Here is a 22826-nt window from a genome sequence, read left to right as displayed (position 1 = left end):
TCCCGCAAGGGTGATCGACATACCCAGTGATGCAAGCCGGCGTGCGTGGACAACACGACTCGGCATCTCCATCATTGGCGCATGATCCACGTTCATTTGGACCCGCTTGGCGGGGTTGCCGGCGACATGTTCGCCGCAGCGTTGCTCGCGGCGTATCCCGGGCACGCGGCGTCTGTCGATGAGGCGGTGCGGCGGGCGGCGCCGGTGCAGTGCCGGTTGCGGCCGTTCGATGACGGCGTGCTGACCGGCATGCAGTTCAACGTGGAGACGCCCGGCGGCGAGCCTGCAGATCATGCCGGCCACGACCATGGGCATGAACACCACCACGATCACGACCATCACGACGACCAGGCGCACGGCCACGATCGCGGCGATGCGCACGACCACGACCACGACCACGACCACCATCGTCACCGGGCGCATGGCCATCGCGCCTGGAGCGACATCCGCGCGCATCTGCAGGCGTGCGGCCTGGCCGACGCGGTGCGCGATCATGCGCTCGGCATTTTCGCGGTGCTGGCCGAGGCGGAAGGCCGCGTGCACGGGAAGCCGGCGGATGCAGTCACGTTCCACGAGGTGGGTGCTGCGGACTCCATCGCCGACATCGTCGCGGCCGCCGTGCTGATCGATCGGATCGGGGCGGCGAGCTGGAGCATCTCGGCGCTGCCGATCGGCGGCGGACGGATTCGCACGGCGCACGGCATCATGCCGGTCCCGGCACCGGCGACCGTGCTGCTGCTCGACGGGTTCGAGCTGCTCGATGACGGCATCGCCGGCGAGCGGGTGACGCCGACCGGTGCCGCGATCCTGCGCTACCTGCGTGCAAGCGGCCTGCTGCAGGCGCGACCGGCGGGTCGGCTGTCGGGTACCGGCATCGGGTTCGGCACCCGCAGGCTGCCCGGAACCAGCAACTGCCTGCGGGTGCTGCTGCTCGATGTCGGCGGCGAGGCGACCGTCGCCAGCGCGCAGCGCTCGCTGGTGGTGATCGCGTTCGAGGTGGACGACCAGTCCGGCGAGGATCTCGCGGCCGGTCTCGATCGGGTGCGGGCAGTGGCGGGGGTGCACGACGTCGTGCAGATGATGGCGATCGGCAAGAAGGGGCGCCTGACGATACACGTGCAGGTGCTGGCCGCACCGGACGCGCTGGCCGAGGCGACGGAGGCCTGCTTCCGCGAGACCACGACCATCGGGCTGCGCACGCATCTGGTGGAGGGGCAGGCACTGCCGCGGCGGATGGCGCAGACGATGATCGATGGCGTGCCGGTGGCCGTGAAGCTGGTGCAGCGTCCGGACGGGCAGACCGGCAAGGCCGAGGCCGACCACCTGCTGGGTCTGCCGGGTCACGCCACCCGCACCCGGCTGCGGCGCCAGGCGGAAGCAACAGCCGCAGAGCAGGAGCCGGCATCGTGATCCTGGACCAGGAGGCTGCAGCAGCGCTTGCCCGCTTGCAGTCGGTGCTCGGCGAGCTCGACGCACCGCACGTCGCGATCGCCGTCAGCGGCGGGATCGACAGCCTGACTCTGGCGGCGAGTGCGATGCCGGTGCTGGGCGAGCGCCTGACCCTGCATCACGCGACCTCTCCGGCGGTGCCTCCCGAAGCCACCGCACGCACCCGGACGCTGGCCGAGGAGCGCCACGCCCGGCTCGAGGTGTTCGATGCCGGCGAGTTCGAGGATGCACGCTACCGGGCCAATCCCGCCAATCGCTGCTTCTTCTGCAAGAGCCGTCTGTACGGCACCATCGCCGAGCGGCTGCGCGGCACCGGCACGCTGGTGCTGTCCGGCACCAACCTCGACGATCTCGGCGACTACCGGCCCGGTCTGCAGGCGGCGGCCGAGAACGATGTGCGGCATCCCTTCGTCGAGGCCGGCATCTCCAAGGCGATGCTGCGTCGGATCGCGCCGCTGGTCGGGCTGGCCGGGCTGGCGGACCTGCCGTCGGCACCCTGCCTGTCGAGCCGGATCGAGACCGGCCTGTCGATCGAGCCCGCGACGCTCCGCCTGGTGCATGCGGTCGAACGCCTGGTCAGTGATCGGCTTGCCCCCCACACGGTGCGGGCCCGGATCCGTCGCGAGGGGATGGTGGTCGAGCTCGACGAGGCCAGCCTGGAGGCGCTCGATTCCGCCCGCGACGCCGAACTGCGCGAGTCGGTGGCGGCGATCGAGGCGTCGGCCGGGGAGTTACACCGGCCGCTGCGGTTCGCCCTCTACCGCACTGGCAGCGCCTTCCTCCGGCCGGATACGCCCGCATCCGTCGTCGTGCACGAGCCGCATTCATGAGCGGCGATCCGGCACCAGCCGAGTTCCTGCTCGACCATGAGCGGACCGCGCGCATCGGCTTCGGCGAGGCGGTGTATTGCGCGGGCAAGTCGCCGGAACAGATCGCCGCCATCCTGGAGGCCTCGCGAAACACGCCGCTGTTGCTGACCAGGCTCGATCCGGGTCGCTTCGCGCTGCTGCCAGAGTCGATGCAGGCCCGGCTGGATTACGATCCGATCTCGCGCACCGCGTGGCAGGGCGAGCCGGCGCCGCTCGTGGGTGGCGCGCGCGTGGCGGTGGTCACCGCGGGCACCTCCGACGTGCCGGTTGCGCGCGAGGTGACACGGACCCTGCGTTTCTCCGGACACGCCGCCCAGGAAATCGCCGATGTTGGGGTGGCCGGGCTGTGGCGGCTGCTGCGCCGGGTCGAGGAACTGCGCCGCTTTCCGATCGTGGTGGTCGTCGCGGGCATGGATGCGGCACTGCCATCGGTGGTGGCGGGGCTGTTGCCCGGGATGATCGTCGGTGTGCCGACTTCGGTCGGATACGGCGTCGCGGAAGGCGGCCGCGCGGGTCTCGATGCGATGCTGGCGTCCTGCGCACCCGGGCTTTCGGTGGTGAATATCGATAACGGCTATGGTGCGGCCTGCGTGGCGTTGCGCGTGCTGGGTCAGATTTCCTCCTGAACGAACCGACAAGGACATCACGATGGACCGTCGCGACTTCATCAAGACCGTGGCAGCCGCCGCTGCTGCCGGTTCGCTGCCCGTGGATGCGCTGGCCGCTGCCGCCGCGATGCAGGCCGGCAACGCCACGCCGCAACCCGGCAGCGTGACGGCCGGCATTCCGCAGCATCCGGACATGAAATACCGGCCGCTGGGTCGGACCGGCGAGGCGGTGTCGCTGGTCGGCATGGGCGGCTACCATCTCGCCAAGCCGGGCGGCATGGATAATGACGAGGCGATCCGCGTGGTGCATGCCGGGATCGATGCCGGCATCAATTTCTGCGATAATTGCTGGGACTATAATGGCGGCGAGAGCGAGGTCAGGCTCGGCCGTGCGCTGGCGATGCAGGGGTATCGCCACCGGACCTTCCTGATGACCAAGATCGATGGCCGCACCGCCAAGGCGGCGATGGGACAGATCGAGACATCGCTCAACCGGCTGCAGACCGATCATATCGACCTGCTGCAGTTCCACGAGATCATCCGCCCGGACGATCCTGCCCGCGTGTTTGCCCAAGGCGGGGCGCTGGAGGCGGTGCTGAAGGCGCGCGAGCAGGGCAAGATCCGCTATATCGGCTTCACCGGCCACAAGAGTCCGGCGATTCACGCGAGCATGTTCGAGACTGCCGACCAGCACGAGTTCCATTTCGACACCGTGCAGATGCCGCTCAACATCATGGACGCGCATTACGACAGCTTCGAGAAGACCGTGGTGCCGATGGCGGTGGCGCGCGGCACCGGCATCATGGGCATGAAGGCGTTCGGCGACAATTTCATCCTGAAGTCGAACGTGATGCCGCCGATCCAGATGCTGCAATATCCGATGAGCCTGCCGATCAGCATCCAGATCACCGGAATCGACAGCATGGCCATCCTGCACCAGGCGCTCGAGGCCGTCAGGACCTATCAGCCGACCACGCCGGGAATGCGCGCGGCGTTGCTTGCCCGCAGCGAGCAGATCGCGATGACCGGCAAGACCGAGCTCTACAAGACCACCGAGCATTTCGACGGCACCAACCAGAACCCGCAATGGCTCACCGAGGCCTGACCGGCGCCTAGGGCGTCGGTATCATCACCAGGCGCAGCGCGTGGTCGAGTTCGTGGGTGCGGAACGGCTTGGCCAGCACAGGCACGTTCCGCATCGGTTCGGGCAGCACGAGCTCGTCATAGCCGCTGGCGAACACGAACGGGATGTTGCGCCCGAGCAGCATCACGGCGATCGGGTAGCTCAACGTTCCGGCCAGGTTGACGTCGAGCAGCGCCACGTCGAGTTCCAGGGTGCGCGCATGCTCCAGGCCGGCGGTCAGGCTCGACGCGGTCACCACCTCGTAGCCGAGGCTGCCCAGGCTGTCCTCCATCACCATGGACAGCAGGATCTCATCCTCGACCAGCAGGACGCGTTTCATCCGGCGCCGGTCCTGACCGTGGCCGAGGCGGCGTACGGGTGATCGCGACCCAGCCCTGGATGCTTCGACATAGGCCTCGACTTCGGCGTCGGGTGGACTTCGCTGCACTCTGCCAGGTCGAAACGAAGCGGTGACGGCCCGGGCCCTCGCAGTCTGCGTCAAGCCCGGCCGAACCGAAAGCGTCATGCTGCGTCATATCATGACAGGTCTGAAGATCGGGTCAGGGCATCATCTCGCCGGCGGTCGCCGTCCCACCGGACCCGCGGCAGGGCCACCTCCAAGGAAGCGCTCGAACGCTTCCAGGGTCGAGGCCGAGACGTGATGCTCGATGCCCTCGGCGTCCGCTTCCGCCTCGGCTTCGGGAACCCCCACCGCGCGCAAAAGCTCCACCACCACGCGATGCCGGCGCCGGACCGTCGCCGCCAAGGCGTGGCCCTGCTCGGTCAGCGACACCCCGCGATAGGGCAATGTGGTCGCGAGACCGGCACGCCCGAGCCGGCCGATGCACTTGATGACGCTGGCATGGCTCACCCCCAGATGCCGGGCGAGGGCACTCGGACCGACCGCCTCGCCGCCGGCCGCCAGGTCCGAGATCAGCTCCACATAATCCTCGAGCAGCACCCGGGTGCGCGCCGAACGGGCCCGGTCGAGATGCTCGGCCAGCGCTGGCCGCTCGTCCTCCACGTCCGACTTCGGATCGGGCCCGGGTGTGGTTGCAGCAATCGGCATCTCGTCCCGTCGCGCGCTTGTCATCCGGCGAGCACGATAACCGGCTTTCTTCCGTTGACCGAATTGTAGCCATGGCTACAACGTGTGCCGAAACGTCCGCGTATCGCGACCTGTTCCGGAAGTCCCGCTTCATCGACATCGCGCCCAACCTGACGGCCCGCACCCGGACGGCACTCAGCGAGACGCTGGGTGGCCAACGGATCGGCATGCGCAGCCTGCTGGCGCTGCTCGGGCCGGCGGTGGTGGCGTCGGTGGCGTATGTCGATCCGGGCAACTACGTCACTAACATCCAGGCCGGCGCCCGCTACGGCTATGCGCTGCTCTGGGTGGTGGTGCTGGCCAACCTGATCGCGATGTTCTTCCAGGCGCAGGCGGCCCGGCTCGGCATCGTCACCGGTCGCAACCTCGCCGAGCTCTCCCGGGAACGCTTCCCGGTCGGCGCCGCCACGGCGATGTGGATCCTGACCGAGCTCGCGGCGATCGCCACCGATCTCGCCGAGTTCATCGGCGGTGCGGTCGGGCTGTCGCTGCTGCTGCATGTCGGACTGCTGCCGGCCATGGTCGCCATGGGGGTGCTAACGCTGCTGCTGCTGGGCATGCAGAGGCGTGGCTTCCGGCCGCTCGAGATCCTGATCGGCGGGCTGGTGGCGGCCATCAGCGTCAGCTACCTGGGCGAGTTGCTGATCGCGCCGGCGGACTGGGGAGCGGTGGTGCATCACAGCCTGGTGCCGAGCCTGCCCGACAACGCGGCGATCACGCTGTGCATCGGCCTGGTCGGCGCCACCGTGATGCCGCACGCGATCTACCTGCATTCCAGCCTGACGCAGGACCGGGTGCCGATCCGCAACGACGTCGAGCGCGCCCGCATGGTGCGGTTCTCCAACCGCGAGGTGATCTTCGCGCTGACCATTGCCGGCCTGGTGAACATGGCCATGGTGATCATGGCGGCCTGCTTCCACGGCAACCACGCCGAGATCGACAGCCTGGACGGCGCCTACCACACCCTGACGCCGCTGCTCGGACGGGCCGCCGCACTGATCTTCCTGGTGTCGCTGCTGGCGTCCGGGCTGTCGAGCTCGCTGGTGGCGACGATGGCCGGTCAGGTGGTGATGCAGGGCTTCGTCGGCTTCCGCATCCCGATCTGGGTGCGGCGGGTGGTGACGATGGTGCCGTCCTTCGTGGTGATCGCGATGGGCGCCGACGTCACCAGCGCGCTGGTCTGGAGCCAGGTGGTGCTGAGCTTCGTGCTGCCGCTGCCGATGGTGACGCTGGTGATGATCAGCCGCGACGCCAAGGTGATGGGCCGCTTCCGCATGTCCGGCCGCACCCTGGTGATCGCCTGGATCATGGTGGCGTTCGTGGGCCTGCTGAACCTGGCGCTGTTGCTGCAGACCGCGGGCATGCTGCCGAGCTGACCTGGTTTCCAGCGTCCCGGCGAGACCGTAAACTTCCGGTCAGCCAGCCCTGACGCCGGAGTTCGAATGACCGTCGAGATCCCGCAGCCGCGGACCGTGCCGTTCCTCGGCAACCTGACCAGCATCGACAGCCACGCGCCGGTGCAGAGTCTCATGCGGCTGGCCCGCGAGCAGGGACCGATTTATCGCCTGTCGCTGGCCGGGTCGGATCTCACGATCGTCAGTTCGCATGCGCTGGTCAACGAACTCTGCGACGAGGCACGGTTCGTGAAGGCGGTGCATGCGTCGCTGCAGCAGTTCCGCCCGATCACCGGCGACGGCCTGTTCACCGCCTATAACGACGAGCCGAACTGGGCAAAGGCCCACGCGCTGCTGATGCCGGCGTTCGGGCCGATCGGCATCCGCGGCATGTTCCCGAAAATGCTCGATATCGCCGAGCAGATGCTGCTGCGCTGGGAGCGCTTCGGCGACGCGACGATCGACGTCGCCGACAACATGACCCGGCTGACGCTCGACACCATCGCGTTGTGCGCGTTCGATTACCGCTTCAACAGCTTCTACCAGAACGAGATGCACCCGTTCGTCAGCGCGATGGTCGGCGCTCTCGACGAGGCCGGCGCGCGGGCCCGCCGGCCGAGCGTCGCCTCGCGCATCATGCTGCCGAACCGCCTGCATTTCGATGCCGACGTGCGCTTCATGCACAGCCTGGCCGACACGCTGGTCACCGAGCGACGAGCTGCGAGAAAGTTCGGGCAAGCGGGCGCGGACGGCTCCGATGCAGGCCCGCAGGATCTGCTCGACATCATGCTGACCGGTCGCGACCCTGCCACCGGCGAAGGTCTCGACGACGAGAACATCCGCAACCAGATGGTGACGTTCCTGATCGCCGGCCACGAGACGACGAGTGGCCTGCTCTCCTTCGCGCTGTATTTCCTGCTCGCCAATCCAGGCGTTCTGGAGAAAGCCCGGGCGCAGATCGACGAGGTGCTGGGCGCGACCACGCCGCAGGTCGAGGAGCTGCACAAGCTGCACGTCGTCGAGCAGATCCTGATGGAGACGCTCCGGCTCTGGCCGACCGCGCCCGCCTTTGCCGTGCAGCCGCGCGAGCCCACGGTGATCGGCGGCCGCTACGCCGTGACGCCCGACGACGCGCTGCTGGTGCTGATCCCGACGCTGCATCGCGACCGGTCGGTCTGGGGCGACGATGTCGAGCAGTTCCGGCCGGAACGCTTCGAGCCCGAGCGTGCGAAACACCTGCCGCCGAATGCGTGGAAGCCGTTCGGCAACGGCCACCGCTCGTGCATCGGCCGTGTTTTTGCGTTCCAGGAGGCGCAGCTCGCCTTGGCCATGATCCTGCAGCGCTTCGACATCGAGTTGGCCGATCCGGATTACCGGCTGATGATCGCCGAGACGCTGACGATCAAGCCGCACGGCCTCACGATCCATGCCCGGCGCCGCGACGACAATCCGTCCCGCGTGCGCAGCGCCATGCCGTCCGCACCGCAACGCAAGCTGACCCCCGCAGCCGGTCCGGCCCGCCCGCTGCCCGAGCCGATCGGCAGGTTGCTGGTGCTGTACGGCAGCAATACCGGCTCGTGCGAAGCGTTCGCGCGCAGGATCGCCGGCGACGCGGCAGGGCGTGGCTACGCGGCGGTCGTCGCTACCATGGACGATTACGTGGAAAGGCTGCCGGCGGAGGGCGCGGTCGTCATCGTCACCGCGTCCTACGAGGGACAGCCGCCCGACAATGCGCGCCACTTCGTCGAGTGGCTCGAGGGCGTGCCGGAGGGGAGCCTAGCTGGCGTCAGTTTCGCGGTGTTCGGCTGCGGCAACCGGCAATGGGCGCGGACCTACCAGGCGACCCCGAAGCGCGTCGATGCGGCGATGCAGGCAGCCGGCGCCGAACGCATCAGGCCGCGTGGCGAGACCGATGCGAGTGGGGATTTCTTCGGCGCGTTCGATGACTGGTACCGCACGCTGTGGTCCGAGCTCGGCCGCGCCTTCGGCAGGGCAGTCGCCGACGAGGCCGCTTTTGCCGCACCGGCCGTGGAGGTCGAGATCCTGCGGTCGGGGCGCGAGGCGGTGTTGCGCGTCGGCCAGATGGAGCAGGCGACGGTGCTGGTCAACCGCGAGCTGGCGCAGGGACGCGACGGACCTGGCGGCTCGAAGCGGCATCTCGAATTGGCGCTCCCCCAGGGCATGACCTACCGCTGCGGCGACTACATCGCGGTGCTGCCGCGCAACGACGACGACCGGGTCGGGCGTGTGCTGCGTCGCTTCGGCTTTGCTGCGGAAACGGCCGTGGTTCTGCGCGGCGGCGCCGGCGGCTCGACCACGCTGCCGCTCGGCATCCCGATCAGCGTCGGCGAGATCCTGTCGAATTTCGTCGAGCTCGAGGTGCCGGCCAGCCGCGACCAGATCGGCCTGCTGGTCGAAGCGACGCGCTGCCCCCCGGACAAGGCAGCGTTGTCGGCATTGGCCGATCCGGAGACCTACAGGCGCGAGATCCTCGACAAGCGCGTCAGCGTGCTCGCCCTGCTGGAGCGGTTTCCGGCGTGCGAGCTGAGCTTCGCCGCCTTCCTCTCGACGATGCCCGGCCTGCGCGTCCGGCAATACTCGATCTCGTCGAGCCCGCTGCACGACCCTGGCCGCTGCTCGATCACCCTCGCCGTGCTGGATGCGCCGGCGCTTTCGGGGCAGGGGCGCCATCACGGCATCGCGTCCTCGTACCTGGCGCGGCTGCCTGTCGGAGCCCGGCTTTCGGTCGCGGTGCGCCAATCGCAGGCGGCGTTCCATCCGCCTGCCGATCCGGCCACGCCGCTGATCATGGTGTGCGCCGGAAGCGGGATCGCGCCGTTCCGCGGCTTCCTGCAGGAGCGCGCGATCCGGAAGGCGGCGGGCGGGACGGTCGGACCCGCGCTGCTGTTCTTCGGGATCACCGATCCAGACGTCGATTATCTCTACCGCGACGAGCTGGCGGCCTGGGAAGCCCAGGGCCTGGTCAGCGTGCGCATGGCGTTCTCGAGGCGGCCGGAGGGCGAGGTGAGATACGTGCAGCACCGCGTCTGGCAGGATCGCGCCGACCTCGCCGACCTGTTCCGTCAGAACGGCACGATGTTCGTGTGCGGCGACGGTCAGCGGATGGCGCCGGCGGTCAGGGAGACGGTCATCCGGATCTACCAGGAGGCCCGGGCCGTCAGCGCCGAGGAGGCCGAGCAATGGGCCGACCGGATCGAGCACGAGACCGCTCGCTACGTCGCCGACGTGTTTTCCTGAACGCCGCACTCCCGAAGGTGAGACCGTCCGCACTTGCGAAAGCCCGCCGCACCTGCTGCAACCGCGCGCCGCACCTTTGGAAATCGCCCGCATGAGCTTCACCTCCAGCCTGACCCTGGGCCATCTCGACACCCGGCAGCACGAGGCGGCAGCGGCAGCCGTGCTGCGGGTGCTCGAGGCGCACGACCTCGAGGTGGAGCTCGTCCCGGCCGACCGCGATGGGCTGGTGGCGCACATGCAGGCCGGCCGCATCGACCTGCTGGCCACCGCCTGGCTGCCGGACCTCGATGCCGGCCTGGTCGATCCCGCGCAGATGGAGGTTCTCGGCGGCGTGCTGTATCGGCCGTTCCTGATGTGGGCGGTGCCGGCGGCCCTGGTCATTCCCGGCCTGGTGTCGATCGCCGACCTGCACCGGCCGGAGATCGCCGCGGTGATCGACACCAAGATCGTGCTGCCGCCTTGGCTCGAGCCGCATGCGCAGCGGGTGATGACGGTGTACGAGCTGGGGCGTTCGGGCTATCGGCTGGAGGTGCTGGACGCCGAGGTGGCGTTCGACCGTGCCAGTGCGCTGCTCGACGCTGCCGCCGCTGCTGTGTTGCCGCTTTCGCAGCCGCACGCGCTGGCGCATGGCGGTCGGCTGCGTCCGCTCGAGGATCCGGAGGCGGCACTCAACACCCGCCAGGAAGCCAGGCTGCTGCTGCGGCGCGGCCTGCGCGCCTCGCTCGATCCCGACCTGATGGATGAGCTGGAGGAGCTGACCCTCGGCAATCCGGTGGTCAGCGCCCTGGAACACGCCATGCGTCGCGACGGCATGACCGCCGACGAAGCCGCCGAAGCCTGGCAGCGCGGACGCCTGACGCCCCGTGCCTGAGGATCAGGCGGACCACGACGTGCCTGAGGATCAGGCGGACCACGACGTGCCTGAGGATCAGGCGAAAAGCGACGTGCCTGAGGATCAGGCGGATCAGGACGTGCCTGAGGATCAGGCGGACCTGAGCCTCGCCGCCCAGTACGAGGCTTATCCCTACCCGCAGCGTGATCCGCGCGACGAGGCGAAACGGCTGTTCATCGGCAGCCCGAGCCACCTGCGCGAGATCGACCATTGGGTGTTCGGCGCGGCACGACCCGCGAGCCGGCCGTTGCAGGTGCTGGTCGCCGGCTGCGGCACCGGTGACGCTGCCATCATGCTGGCCACCCAGATGCAGCGTGCCGGGCGAGCGGGGCAGGTGCTGTGCCTGGACCGCTCGGAGCAGGCGCTCGGCATCGCGCGCGCCCGGGCGGAGGTGCGCGGCCTGTCCAACATCGCCTTCCAGCGCCGCTCGCTGACCGAGCTGCCCGCCGCCGACCTGGGGCCGTTCGATTACATCGATTGCTGCGGCGTGCTGCATCACCTGCCTGACCCGCTGGCCGCGCTGCGTGGGTTGGAGCGGTCGCTGGCGCCGGGCGGCGGCATGGGGCTGATGGTGTATGCGCCGCATGGTCGCACCGGCGTCTATATGCTGCAGGATGCGCTGGCGCTGCTGGCTCCTGCAGGCGAGCCACCGCCGGCGCGGCTCGATGTGGCGCGCCGGGTGATGCGGCATCTGCCGGCGACGGCTTGGCTGCGCGCCAACAGCAATTTCGGCGACCATCTCTCCGGCGGCGATGCCGGGCTGTACGACCTGCTGCTGAACCCGCGCGACCGCGCCTACGACATCGCCGGGTTCCTTGAACTGCTCGACCAGGCCGGTCTGGAGGCTGCCTGCCTGATGGAGCCTGCGCGTTACGACCCGGACCTGCTGCTGCCCGATCCGCGGCTGCGTGCCCGCGCGGCATCGCTGTCGCCGACCGGGCGCGCCGCGCTGGCGGAAAGTCTTGCCGGCAACATGAACACCCACGTGGTGTATGCGGTGCGTCGCGGCGAGGCACCGGCGGCACCCGACCCGATGGCGCCGGACGCCGTGCCGGTGGCGCGCGAGATGCCGGTCGCCGAGATCGTCCGCCAGATCGGGCCGGACGGCAGCCTGCCGGTGGCGTTCGGGCGGCTCACGGTGCCGGTGCCGCTGCCACCACAGGCACGCGCGATCCTCGGCTTGATCGATGGCGAGCGGAACGTGTCGGCGATCGCGGCGGCCCTCGCCGAACGTGGCATCGGGCCGGCGAAGTTCGCGGCTGCCTGGGCCGAGACCTTCCGCGCGCTATCCCGGGTGAACCGCATCCTGCTGCGGCCTCCGGCTTGAGTGACGGGCACCCCGCCGCGATCATCGTCTTCGGGGCGGCATTGCGTCGGGACGGCTCGCCCACCCCGACCCTGACCTGGCGGGTCGAGGCGGCGTCCGGTTTCGGCGAGCAGCTTGCCACCCCGCCGCTGTACCTGCCGACCGGCGGGATAGGCCGCCATGGTCCCTCCGAGGCCTCGGCGATGGCGACACTGCTCCAAGCCCACGGCATCCCGGAAACGCGCATCCGGCGAGAGGAGACCGCGACCGACACCCTGGATTCCGTCCGGGCCTGCGCCGCGCTGCTGCACGCGATCGGCCATGCCGGGCCGGTGTTTGCCGCCACCAGCGCGTATCATCTGCCGCGCTGCCTGGTGCTGCTGCGTCTGCAGGGGGTGGCGGCGCGCGCGGTTCCGCCGCCGCCGCGGCCCGCGTCGCAGCAGTTCCTGCGCCGGTGGCGGTGGCGGTTGCGCGAGGTGCCGGCGCTGCCCTGGGACGTGGCTCTGCTGCTCGGCAAGCGAATGATCGACAGGGCCCTGACAAAACGTTAGCTTGGGCGGGATCCGAACCAGCGCGGTGCCATGTATCATTCACCCGGCGCCGAGGCGCTGTTCAAGACGTTCCGCGATCGTAGCGACGAAAACTGGCTCGACATCCTGGTGAGCTCGCTGCGGGTGCCCGATATCGAGGGCGTGCCGATGCCGGGCTTCCCGCCGGAGGAGTTGCAGCGCGAGATCCACGGCCATGCCGGCGAGGTGTCGCTGCACGAGGCGCACGTGTTCTTCCGCGAGATCAAGTCGTATTGCGCCTATGCCGGGCGACCGATTGCGGCACACCGAACGATGCTGGATTTCGGCTGCGGCTGGGGCCGGATGCTGCGCCTGTTCATGAAGGACATCGAGCCCGCGAACCTCTTCGGCGCCGACAGCACCTCGCGTTTCCTGATGGAGGCCAGGCGCTGCAACGCCAGCGTCAATTTCCTCTCCTGCCAGCTGACACCGCCGATGATCCTGGCACCCGAGAGCCTGGATTATGTGATTTCCTGGTCGGTGTTCAGCCATCTCGACGAGTTTCTGTCGCTGCGCTGGATCGAGGAATTCCAGCGCCTGTTGAAGCCTGGCGGGTTATTGTTGATCACCACGCAGAGTCGCCGCTTCATCGGCTTCTGTGCGGAAATGCGGCTCAGGCGGGCATCCGGGATCCGCCTCGAGCATCCCTGGTACGAGGCCTGCGCCGACAGCTTCATCGACGAGCCGCTCGAGAATTCCCGTTACGAGGCCGGCCATTTCCTGCATGCGGCGTCCACCACGCCGCCGCATCCGCAGGCGCATTACGGCGAGGCGGTGATCCCGCGCGGCTATGTGCTCAAGAAATGGGGCCACCTGTTCAGGCTTATCGACTTCCTCGACAACCCGGTGCGGTTGCCGCAGGTGCTGCTGGTGCTGCAGAAGCCGGGCTGAGTGCCGGGCCGGACTATTTGGCGGTGGTCGTCCGGTCGTCCATTTTCTGCCAGACCTTCCGGAGTGCGGATATGATCGAGCGGCTTGAATAGGGTTTGGCGATGCAGCCGTCGCCTTTAGACCTGATCAGCATCGGATGATCGGGGTTGCCGGTCGCGTATAATACACCGAATTGTCCAAGCTTGCGGAGTTCGGCTGTGACTTCCGTCCCGTATCCGCCGCCGGCGAGCCGGAAATCGATCACGCCGAGGTCGGGCCTCTGGCTTTTACCGAGCCTGACCGCTTCGTCGACCGTGCTGGCGATGCCGCAAACTTCATAGCCTGCATCGACGAGGATCTCTTCCAAGGCATCGGCGATCATGAGATCATCTTCGACGACAAGAACTTTCAGCATGGGCTGGCCCCGAAAATCCGCAGCACCATACTTGCACCGCCGCGCCACTTAAATATAATAACACTACCGAAACCTATTCAAAACCCACTCGCTCCGCAACAAGATAATCGAGAAGGTCTGCATGTCCGATAACAGCAAGGATCTGGATGTTGTTCGCTTATTGAGACAACAGGCCGCGCTTGCTGCGTTCGGTAGCTATGCTTTTCGCGAACCAATCCTGCTCAACATTCTCACCGAGGCAGCCCGCGTGTGCGCCGCCGGGCTGGGGGTTCCGTTCTGCAAGATATGCAGGTACCGGGTGACGGAGAACGATCTTCTGATCGAGGCTGGCTATGGCTGGAAGCCCGGGGTCGTCGGGCTGGTGGTGTCGGAAGCCAACGAGACCTCGCCGCAGGGCCGCGCCTACGTGACCGGCCAGCCGGTCATCCTGCAGAACCTTGCCGAGGCCCGGGACGTCGTGCTGCCTGCCTTCTACGGTGACCATGGCATCGTCTCGACACTGGACGTGATCATCAAGGGCATGGATGGTCCGCCGTACGGCGTGCTCGAGATCGACAGCACGGAACAGCATACCTACGACCAGCATGACGTGAACTTCCTGACCGGCTTTGCCAATGTGCTGGCCGAGGCGGTGGCGACCGTGGAGCGCAACGAGACGTTGCAGCAGACCATCGAGCAGATGGAAATCCTGGTGTCCGAGAAGGACCGCCTGCTGCAGGAGCGGACGATGCTCGCCGAGGAGCTGAAACATCGTGTGCGCAACAACCTGCAGCTCGTCCAGGTGATGCTCGAGAGCCATACGAAGCTCGAGAGTTACCGGCACGAGCGGGCCTCGGTCGCCGCGATCACCCGTCGCGTCACGACCCTGGCCGAGGTGTACGAGCAGCTGCTCGGGTCCGGCATGGATCGGTCGGTCGATCTCGGTGCCTATCTGACGGCGCTGTGCGAGAGCCTTCCCGAGCTGCAGATCGACCATAACAGCGAGGTCAGCCTGGTTTGCAGGGCCGCGAGCCTGCTGGTCGATCTCGATACGGTCACCGCACTCGGGATGGTCGTGGCCGAGCTGGTGTCGAACAGCTACGAGCACGGCCTGTTCAACGATACGGGCACCATCACCGTGACCCTGCAGCAGGGCGAGGGCGCCGAGGCCGTGCTGATGGTGCAGGATAACGGCGCCGGCTTCGTCGAGCAGCCCGGCAACAAGCGGCATGGCGTCGGCCTGGTCCGGCGGCTGGTGCAGCAGGTGCATGGAACCGCCGTCATGACCGCCGCCGGCGGCACCACCTGGACGATCGGCTTTCCCTCCCGCCCCGGCCCGGCCGAGCGTGGCGGGATCCTCGCCGGGGAGACCGCGTAGCGGAAGCGGTCCGGCGGGCGCGTAACCTGGCGCGATTGCGTGTAGAAGCGGTCGATCAACAGACGCTGGAACGTTCCGCAATGGCCGTTATGCCAGCCGCCCCGGGGCACAGCCTGCCGCCCGACCCTGGCGGGGTGAAGCAGCCCGAGCGGCCGAAGCTGCTGCAGATCATGGGACCGGGCCTGATCACCGGCGCTTCCGACGACGACCCCAGCGGCATCGCCACCTATTCCCAGGCGGGCGCGCAACTCGGCTACGACCTCGGCTGGACGCTGCTGTTCAGCTGGCCGCTGATGTGCGCGATCCAGGAGGTCAGTGCCCGCATCGGCCGCGTCACCGGGCGCGGCATCGCCGGCAACCTGCTGCACCATTATCCGACCTGGCTGGTGACGCTGGTACTGGCCGGCCTGGTGGTCGCCAACGTCATCAATCTCGGCGCCGATCTCGGAGCGATGGCGGCGGCACTGAACCTGGTCGCCGGCGGTCCGCTGTTCCTCTACGTGCTGGGGTTCGGGCTGCTGACCATGCTGCTCGAGGTGTTCGTCCGCTACTCGCGCTACGTGTCGGTGCTGAAATGGCTGGCCTTGTCGCTGTTCAGCTACGTGGCCGTGGCGCTGGTGGTGCATGTGCCGTGGGGCCTCATGCTGACCCGCATCGTGGCGCCGCATATCAGCCTCGATGCCGGATACCTGACCGTCGTCGTGGCGGTGCTCGGCACCACCATCAGCCCCTACCTGTTTTTCTGGCAGGCGGAGGAGGAGGTCGACGATATCGAGGAACGACCCGCCGCGCGGCCGCTGCGCGACGATCCGGCCAGTGCGCCGAACGAGTTCCGGCGCATCCGCATCGACACCTGGATCGGCATGGGTCTGTCGAACATCGTCGCACTGTTCATCATGACCACGGCCGCCGCCACTCTGCATTCGCACGGCATCACCAACATCCAGACCTCGTCGCAGGCCGCGCTGGCGCTGCAGCCGATCGCCGGCCGTTTCGCGTTCGAGCTGTTCGCGCTCGGCATCATCGGCACCGGGCTGCTGGCGGTGCCGGTGCTGGCCGGATCCACGGCGTATGCGATCGGCGAAAGCCTGCACTGGACGGTGGGGCTGGGCCGCCGTCCGGGCCGCGCGCGGGCGTTCTACGCGGTGCTGTGCATCTCGATCGTGGTCGGGTGCGCGATGAACCTGATCCGGATCGACCCGGTGAAGGCGCTGTTCTGGAGTGCGGTGATCAACGGGGTGGCGGCGGTGCCGATCATGGCGCTGATGATGCACGTGTCCGCGCGTGCCGACATCATGGGCGCGTTCGTGTTGCCGCGGGTCCTACGCAGCGTCGGCTGGATCGCCACGGCTGTGATGGCGGTGGCGGCGGTCGGCATGTTCGCGACCATGGGGGCCTGACGCGAGGCCATCACGCGCTCAAGATTGACATCCGGTAACCTCGTCCCTCAACTCACGCGCCACACCCCCGGGCGCCTGTCGCGCCGGGAGCCGGTGCCGGAGCGGCTCGCTGCCCAGCACCCGTCAACAGCCGGAATGCCTCCTGATGCCTGTGCACGCCTTCATCTTCCCCGGCCAGGGAAGCCAGTTCGCCGGCATGGGCCGCGACCTGGCCGCCGCCTTCGCCGCCGCGCGCGAGGTGTTCCAGGAGGTCGATGACGCACTCGGCGAGAAGCTGTCCAAGCTGATGTTCTCCGGCCCGATCGAGGAGCTCACCCTCACCCAGAACGCCCAGCCGGCGCTGATGGCGATGTCCATGGCGGTGCTTCGGGTGCTGGAGCAGGAGGGCGGGCTGCGGCTGGCGGATCGCGCGACGCTGGTGGCCGGACACTCGCTCGGTGAATATTCCGCGCTGGCGGCTGCCGGCAGCCTGAACATCGTCGACAGCGCCCGGCTGCTGCGGGTTCGCGGCAACGCCATGCAGAAGGCGGTGCCGGCGGGCGAGGGCGGCATGGCGGCGCTGCTCGGCGTCGAGCTCGAGCAGGCGCAGGGGATCTGCGACGCCGCTGCCGAGGTCCCGGTCGAGGCCGGTGAGAAGCCCCGGCGCGAGGTGATCGAGGTCGCCAACGACAATGGCGGCGGCCAGGTGGTGATTTCCGGCGCGGCGGGAGCAGTCGCGCGCGCCATCGACATCGCCAAGGCGCGCGGCGTGAAGCGGGCGATGCCGTTGCCGGTCTCGGCGCCGTTCCACTGCTCGCTGATGCAGCCGGCCGCGGACACCATGCACGAGGCGCTCGGCGAGGCCGCGATCGCTGCCCCCGCGGTGCCGCTGATCGCCAACGTCACGGCTGCCAAGGTGACCGCGCCGGACCGCATCCGCGAGCTGCTGGTGGCCCAGGTGACCGGCACCGTGCGCTGGCGCGAGAGCGTCATGGCGATGACCGCGATCGGCATCGACAGCTTCATCGAGCTCGGCGCCGGCAAGGTGCTGTCGGGCCTGGTCAAGCGCATCGCGCCCGACGCCACCATCCGCTCGGCCGGCACGCCGGACGAGATCGAGGCGCTGCTCAAGTCGCTCTGAGCCATATTCCCGAAACCGACACAGGACAGATCCATGTTCAGGCTCGACGGCCAGACGGCCCTGGTCACCGGCGCGTCAGGCGGAATCGGTGCTGCCATCGCACGCGCACTGCACGCCCAGGGCGCCAGCGTCGCATTGTCCGGCACCAGGCGTGACGCGCTCGACACACTGGCGGCCGAACTCGACGGGATCTCGCCCGGACGCGCGCATGTGTGCCCGGCCGATCTCAGCGACCCCGCAGCACCGGACGCGCTGGTCGCCGCTGCGGAGGCAGCCCTCGGATCGCCGCTCGCCATCCTGGTGAACAATGCCGGCCTGACCCGCGACATGCTGGCGCTGCGCCTCAAGGACGCCGACTGGAGCGCCGTGCTGGAGGTCGATCTCGCCGCCCCCTTCCGTCTCGCACGGGCGGCTCTCAAGGGCATGGTCAGGCGCCGTGCCGGCCGCATCATCTCGATCGGCAGCATCGTCGGCAGCACCGGCAATGCCGGCCAGGCGAACTACGCCGCCGCCAAGGCCGGGCTGATCGCGATGAGCAAGTCGCTGGCGCAGGAAGTCGGCTCGCGCGGCATCACCGTGAACGTGGTGGCGCCCGGCTTCGTCGCCACGGCGATGACCGACGTGCTGGGCGACGAGCAGCGGGCCAAGCTCAACGCCGCCATCCCGCTCGGCCGCATGGGCACGCCCGAGGACATCGCCGCCGCGGTGGTCTATCTGGCGTCGGCGGAAGCGGCGTGGGTGACCGGCGCCACCCTGCACGTCAATGGCGGCATGGCAATGATTTGACGCCGGACACCCTGCGGCATGACCCTGTGCCGTCCCCGCCTTGGCGGCCGGGAGGGAACCATGCTAATCGCCCGCTGCTTCGTCCGGAGCGGGGTGTCGCACTCGCAACGGTCGCCCTAACATGGCGTTGGGCGTCGGTGGCGGGGCCGGGTGGCAAAGAGAGTTTAGAACGCGTTCGAACCGCCCGTATCACCAGGGGCAGACAGGAAGCAGAAGCAGATGAGCGAAATCGCCGACAAGGTTAAGAAGATCGTGGTCGAGCACCTCGGCGTCGAGGAGAGCAAGGTGACTCCCGAGGCTTCGTTCATCGACGACCTGGGCGCCGACAGCCTGGACACGGTCGAGCTGGTGATGGCTTTCGAGGAAGCCTTCGGCGTCGAGATCCCCGAGGATGCGGCCGAGAAGATCAGCACCGTCAAGGACGCGATCGACTACATCGAGAAGCAGAAGGCCGCCTGAGGCCTTTCCGCGCGGCGGTGTGCTAGTCACTGGGATCCGGATACATGGCGACTGACAGCCACACCCCGACCGGTGCGCCCGGTCCTGCACCTGCGGCGCGCCGACGTGTCGTCGTCACCGGGATGGGCATCGCAAGCCCACTCGGGATCGGCGTCGAGCACGTCTGGACACGGCTGATCGAGGGGCAGTCCGGCATCGTCCGGATCACCGCGTTCGATCCGTCCGACCTTCCCGCCCAGGTCGGCGGCCAGGTGCCCGAGGGTCCGAAAGAGACCGGCGGCCTCACTCTCGACGAGTGGATCCCGCACAAGGACCAGAAGAAGATGGACCGGTTCATCCATCTCGGACTGGTCGCCGCGATCGAGGCGATCGAGGATAGCGGCTGGGTGCCGCAGACCGAAGCCGACCGTGAGGCCACCGGCGTCATGATCGGCTCCGGGATCGGCGGGCTGCAATCGATCTACGATGCGTCGGTGCAGGTGCATGAGGGCAAGGCGCGTCGTCTGTCGCCGTTCTTCATCCCGTCCGCGCTGATCAACCTGATTTCCGGCCACGTCTCGATCCGTTACGGCTTCAAGGGCCCGAACCATTCCGCGGTCACCGCTTGCGCGACCGGCGTGCATGCCATCGGCGATGCCGCCCGGCTGATCATGCTGGACGACGCCGACGTGATGGTGGCGGGCGGTGCCGAGGCGGCCGTCTGTGCTTTGGGCATCGCCGGCTTCTGCGCCTCGCGTGCGCTCTCGACCGGCTTCAACGACACGCCGGCCCGCGCGTCGCGGCCGTGGGACCGCGATCGCGACGGCTTCGTCATGGGCGAGGGCGCCGGCATCGTCGTGCTCGAGGAGTACGAGCATGCCCGCAAGCGTGGCGCGAAGATCTACGGCGAGATCATCGGATACGGCCTGTCGGGCGACGCGCATCACATCACCGCACCCGCCGAGGGTCATGCCGGCGCGTTCCGGGCGATGGTCAAGACGCTGAAGAGCGCCGGGCTCACCCCCGCCGACATCCAGTACGTCAACGCACACGGCACCTCGACGATGGCGGACGATCTCGAGCTCGATGCGGTCGAGCGGCTGTTCGGCGACAGCGCCCGCGGCCTGGCGATGTCCTCCACCAAGTCCGCGATCGGTCATCTGCTCGGAGCGGCCGGAGCGGTCGAGGCGATCTTCTCGCTGCTGGCGATCCGCGACAACGTGGCGCCGCCGACCCTGAACCTCGACAATCCGAGCCGGGAGTCGGTCATCGACCGGGTGGCGCACGAGGCCCAGCGCCGGCCGATCAACGTGGCACTGTCGAACAGCTTCGGCTTCGGCGGCACCAACGCCAGCCTGCTGATGCGTGGCGTCTGAGGCTGGCCGCCTGATCGTCGCCGGCGGTTCGACTTACTGATGCGCCTGTTCGTCCGCCTCCTCTCCATCCTCGTCGTGCTGCTGGTGCTGGCGGGTGCCGGCGGCGCGGTGGTTCTGCGGATGCTCTGGCATCGCCCGGGACCGTTGCCGCAGACGGCCGACCTGGTGGTCCCGCGGAGCCGGCTGCCCGTCCTGGCAAGCGTGCTGCAACGCGACCAGCTGCTGCGTCCGGGCGATTCCGACCGGCTGGTATTCATGATCCTGGCCCGCCTGACTGCGTCCGGTGGCGCGCTGCATGCGGGCGAGTTGAGGTTCCCGGCGCACGCCTCGATCGGCGCGATCCTGCAGATCCTGCGTCACGCCAAGCCGGTGCAGCACGAGCTGACCATCCCCGAGGGCCTGACCTCCGCGCAGATCGCCGGACTGGTCGAGCGCGCCCCCGCCCTGGTCGGCGACCTGGCCGTGCCGCCGGAGGGGTCGATCCTGCCGGAGACCTATGCCTACGAGCTCGGCACTTCGCGGACCGCGTTGCTGGCGCGGATGCACGCGGCGCTACGGGCGGCCCTGGCGCAGACCTGGGCCGGCCGCGACCCGTCGCTGCCGCTGTCCGATCCCCGCCAGCTGCTGATCCTGGCCAGCATCGTCGAGCGCGAGACCGGCGTCGGGTCCGAGCGTGCGCAGGTGGCGGAAGTCTTCGTCAACCGCATCCGCCAGGGCATGAAGCTGCAGTCGGACCCGACCGTGGCCTATGGCGCGGGTGGCGGCCTCGGCAGCCTGCCGCGTCCGCTGACCCGTGCCGACCTGGTGCAGCCGAGCCCGTACAACACCTACGTCATCCCCGGCCTGCCGGTCGGCCCGATCAGCGCTCCGGGGATCGCGTCGCTGCAGGCGGTGGCGCATCCGGCAACGGGTGACCTGCTGTATTTCGTCGCCACCGGCAGCGGCGGACACGCCTTCGCGGCAACGCTGCCGGAGCATCTGCGCAACGTCGCCCAGCTGCGCGCGATCGAGGCGGCCCGTCCGAGCCAGGCTGCCACGCTGGACCCGCTACGTCCGCCGCCGCAGGTGCCGATGGAGGCGCGGGGCCGGTAGTTGTTCAAGTCGTCGTCGGTGCGGAACCGCGTCGTGTCCATAAGGGTTGAGCCGCCGGTAACCGGAGATGGCGCCATGGCCGAACTCACCCGTCGCACCCTGTTCGGCAGCACCGCCGGTCTCGCCGCCGGGATCGGCCTGATCGCGCCGGCGCTCGGTGCCACCGCACCCATGGCTCCATCCGGGCAGGAGCCCGGGGCGCTCCGTGGATCGGTCGCGGACGGCAAGGTCACGCTGCCGCCGCTGCATCAGGCGAGCGAGCAGAACGGCGAGGCGCCCAACCCGATGCCGCCAGGCAAGCGTCTCGGCGTCGCGGTCGTCGGCCTCGGAGCGCTGGCGCTCGAGAACATCATTCCGGGGTTCGGCGAGGCGAAGTCGGTCAGGCTGACCGCGCTGGTGAGCGGCGAGCCGGACAAGGCGCGCATCGTCGCGGCACAGTACGGGGTTCCGGAAAAGAACCTGTACAGCTATGCCGACTTCGATCGCATCCGCGACAATCCCGACATCGACATCGTGTACATCGTACTGCCGAACGCGATGCATGCGGAGTTCACCATCCGCGCCGCCAAGGCCGGCAAGCATGTGCTGTGCGAGAAGCCGATGGCGGCGACGGTGGCCGAGGCGCAGTCGATGGTCGATGCCTGCAAGCAGGCCAACGTCCGCCTGATGATCGCGTACCGCTTGCAATACACCCCCGAGCATCGCACCGTCATCGACCTTGCGCGCAGTAAGGCGTTCGGCAAGGTGCGCATGATCGAGGCGGTGAACGGCCAGAACGACGCGGCGAACGGTCAGTGGCGGCAGATCAAGGCGATGGCCGGTGGCGGGTCGCTGCCCGACGTCGGGCTCTATTGCCTGAACGCGTTCCGCTACATCACCGGCGAGGAACCGGTCGAAATCACCGCGCAGATGACCCACCCGGCAAACGACCCGCGCTTCCAGCAGGTCGAGGACATCGCGATGTTCACCTTGCGGTTTCCGAGCGGCATCGTCGCCAGCGGCACGTCCGCCTACAGTTTCCACGAGAGCCGCTTCCTGCGGGTGCATGCGGAGACTGGATGGTTCGGGCTCGATCCGGCATTTGGCTACGACAACCTGACCCTCGGCATCAACCGGAAGGCCGGCAAGGCAAGCTCCATGGACAGCCGCCGCTTCACGCCGAAGAGCCAGTTCGCGCAGGAGATGGATGCGTTTGCCGCGTCGCTGCATGCGGGCGAGGAGCCGCACACGCCCGGCGCCGAGGGCCTGCAGGACATGAAGATCATGGCGGCGATCTATCAGGCGGCGGCCGGCGGTGGCATCGTGAAACTGCCGCTGGTGACCGGCCTCGACACCACGCGCGGTCCGTGGCCGAAGGCGCTGGGGCCGTTCGTGCCGGCGTGATCCTGGCCACATC

21 protein-coding genes are annotated in these 22826 nt (G+C 68.5%); 18 read left to right on the top strand and 3 right to left on the bottom strand.

From position 1 onward, the window contains the following. Positions 1 to 81: 81 nt before the first annotated feature. Genes ACOEQ2_RS08290 through ACOEQ2_RS08275 form a run of 4 tightly spaced genes read left to right on the top strand, consistent with a single transcriptional unit; the run spans position 82 to position 4031 of the window. Entirely contained in the window at positions 82 to 1410 is a 1329-nt protein-coding gene (locus ACOEQ2_RS08290; RefSeq protein WP_419730895.1) for a LarC family nickel insertion protein, read from the top strand. Then, positions 1407 to 2279 carry a hypothetical protein gene (locus tag ACOEQ2_RS08285; RefSeq protein ID WP_419730894.1) on the top strand — a complete coding sequence of 291 codons (873 nt, stop codon included), beginning with the start codon at positions 1407 to 1409 and terminating at the stop codon, positions 2277 to 2279. Before ACOEQ2_RS08290 ends, ACOEQ2_RS08285 begins: the two co-directional genes overlap by 4 nt. Then, positions 2276 to 2944, top strand: coding sequence for a nickel pincer cofactor biosynthesis protein LarB (gene larB / locus ACOEQ2_RS08280; RefSeq protein ID WP_419730893.1), 669 nt, complete (start codon positions 2276 to 2278; stop codon positions 2942 to 2944). The genes ACOEQ2_RS08285 and larB overlap by 4 nt, the downstream gene beginning before the upstream one ends. 22 nt (positions 2945 to 2966) lie before the next feature. Next, positions 2967 to 4031, top strand: a complete 1065-nt coding sequence (locus ACOEQ2_RS08275) for an aldo/keto reductase (protein ID WP_419730892.1) — start codon at positions 2967 to 2969, stop codon at positions 4029 to 4031. Positions 4032 to 4038: 7 nt separating this feature from the next. Here the strand turns inward: ACOEQ2_RS08275 and ACOEQ2_RS08270 are convergent, their stop codons facing one another. Further along, a complete protein-coding gene (locus tag ACOEQ2_RS08270; RefSeq protein ID WP_419730891.1) occupies positions 4039 to 4389 on the bottom strand; it encodes a response regulator in 351 nt (116 codons plus the stop codon). A 228-nt stretch (positions 4390 to 4617) separates the two neighbouring features. Then, complete coding sequence (mntR, locus tag ACOEQ2_RS08265; RefSeq protein ID WP_419730890.1) at positions 4618 to 5118, bottom strand: manganese-binding transcriptional regulator MntR; 501 nt, start codon at positions 5116 to 5118, stop codon at positions 4618 to 4620. 71 nt (positions 5119 to 5189) lie between these two features. Between mntR and ACOEQ2_RS08260 the strand changes: the two genes are divergently transcribed. The 6 genes from ACOEQ2_RS08260 to ACOEQ2_RS08235 all read left to right on the top strand — a co-directional run bounded on the left by ACOEQ2_RS08260 (position 5190) and on the right by ACOEQ2_RS08235 (position 13467). Next, entirely contained in the window at positions 5190 to 6533 is a 1344-nt protein-coding gene (locus tag ACOEQ2_RS08260) for an Nramp family divalent metal transporter (protein ID WP_419730889.1), read from the top strand. Positions 6534 to 6599: 66 nt separating this feature from the next. Next, complete coding sequence (locus tag ACOEQ2_RS08255) at positions 6600 to 9809, top strand: bifunctional cytochrome P450/NADPH--P450 reductase (protein WP_419730888.1); 3210 nt, start codon at positions 6600 to 6602, stop codon at positions 9807 to 9809. Between the two features lie 91 nt (positions 9810 to 9900). Then, the gene (locus ACOEQ2_RS08250; protein ID WP_419730887.1) at positions 9901 to 10680 is read left to right on the top strand and encodes a glycine betaine ABC transporter substrate-binding protein; all 780 of its coding nucleotides are present in this window, start codon (positions 9901 to 9903) and stop codon (positions 10678 to 10680) included. A gap of 73 nt (positions 10681 to 10753) precedes the next feature. After that, positions 10754 to 12028, top strand: a complete 1275-nt coding sequence (locus ACOEQ2_RS08245; RefSeq protein ID WP_419731171.1) for a methyltransferase domain-containing protein — start codon at positions 10754 to 10756, stop codon at positions 12026 to 12028. Beyond that, positions 12025 to 12558, top strand: a complete 534-nt coding sequence (locus tag ACOEQ2_RS08240) for a YdcF family protein (protein ID WP_419730886.1) — start codon at positions 12025 to 12027, stop codon at positions 12556 to 12558. The genes ACOEQ2_RS08245 and ACOEQ2_RS08240 overlap by 4 nt, the downstream gene beginning before the upstream one ends. A 30-nt stretch (positions 12559 to 12588) precedes the next feature. Further along, complete coding sequence (locus tag ACOEQ2_RS08235) at positions 12589 to 13467, top strand: methyltransferase domain-containing protein (RefSeq protein WP_419730885.1); 879 nt, start codon at positions 12589 to 12591, stop codon at positions 13465 to 13467. Positions 13468 to 13480: 13 nt separating this feature from the next. Here the strand turns inward: ACOEQ2_RS08235 and ACOEQ2_RS08230 are convergent, their stop codons facing one another. Then, positions 13481 to 13861 carry a response regulator gene (locus tag ACOEQ2_RS08230; protein WP_419730884.1) on the bottom strand — a complete coding sequence of 127 codons (381 nt, stop codon included), beginning with the start codon at positions 13859 to 13861 and terminating at the stop codon, positions 13481 to 13483. Positions 13862 to 13982: 121 nt separating this feature from the next. On the opposite strand from ACOEQ2_RS08230, the gene ACOEQ2_RS08225 reads away from it, so the two are divergent. The 8 genes from ACOEQ2_RS08225 to ACOEQ2_RS08190 all read left to right on the top strand — a co-directional run bounded on the left by ACOEQ2_RS08225 (position 13983) and on the right by ACOEQ2_RS08190 (position 22813). Further along, positions 13983 to 15218 carry a histidine kinase dimerization/phosphoacceptor domain -containing protein gene (locus tag ACOEQ2_RS08225; protein WP_419730883.1) on the top strand — a complete coding sequence of 412 codons (1236 nt, stop codon included), beginning with the start codon at positions 13983 to 13985 and terminating at the stop codon, positions 15216 to 15218. A gap of 80 nt (positions 15219 to 15298) precedes the next feature. Then, a complete protein-coding gene (locus ACOEQ2_RS08220; protein WP_419730882.1) occupies positions 15299 to 16618 on the top strand; it encodes an NRAMP family divalent metal transporter in 1320 nt (439 codons plus the stop codon). A 145-nt stretch (positions 16619 to 16763) separates the two neighbouring features. Beyond that, a complete protein-coding gene (fabD, locus tag ACOEQ2_RS08215) occupies positions 16764 to 17738 on the top strand; it encodes an ACP S-malonyltransferase (RefSeq protein ID WP_419730881.1) in 975 nt (324 codons plus the stop codon). A 33-nt stretch (positions 17739 to 17771) separates the two neighbouring features. Further along, a complete protein-coding gene (gene fabG, locus ACOEQ2_RS08210) occupies positions 17772 to 18524 on the top strand; it encodes a 3-oxoacyl-ACP reductase FabG (protein WP_419730880.1) in 753 nt (250 codons plus the stop codon). A gap of 219 nt (positions 18525 to 18743) precedes the next feature. Further along, a complete protein-coding gene (locus ACOEQ2_RS08205; protein ID WP_138325421.1) occupies positions 18744 to 18983 on the top strand; it encodes an acyl carrier protein in 240 nt (79 codons plus the stop codon). A 122-nt stretch (positions 18984 to 19105) separates the two neighbouring features. Then, entirely contained in the window at positions 19106 to 20338 is a 1233-nt protein-coding gene (gene fabF, locus ACOEQ2_RS08200; RefSeq protein ID WP_419731170.1) for a beta-ketoacyl-ACP synthase II, read from the top strand. A gap of 39 nt (positions 20339 to 20377) precedes the next feature. Continuing rightward, on the top strand, positions 20378 to 21430 hold the full coding sequence (gene mltG, locus ACOEQ2_RS08195) for an endolytic transglycosylase MltG (RefSeq protein WP_419730879.1): 1053 nt from the start codon (positions 20378 to 20380) through the stop codon (positions 21428 to 21430). 75 nt (positions 21431 to 21505) lie between these two features. Next, complete coding sequence (locus ACOEQ2_RS08190; protein ID WP_419730878.1) at positions 21506 to 22813, top strand: Gfo/Idh/MocA family protein; 1308 nt, start codon at positions 21506 to 21508, stop codon at positions 22811 to 22813. The last annotated feature ends 13 nt before the right edge of the window (positions 22814 to 22826 follow it).

The organism is Lichenicola sp., assembly GCF_965198575.1.
Lineage (GTDB): Bacteria > Pseudomonadota > Alphaproteobacteria > Acetobacterales > Acetobacteraceae > Lichenicola.
Note: the sequence above shows the minus strand (reverse complement) of the source record. Positions and strands in the feature narration are given on the sequence as shown.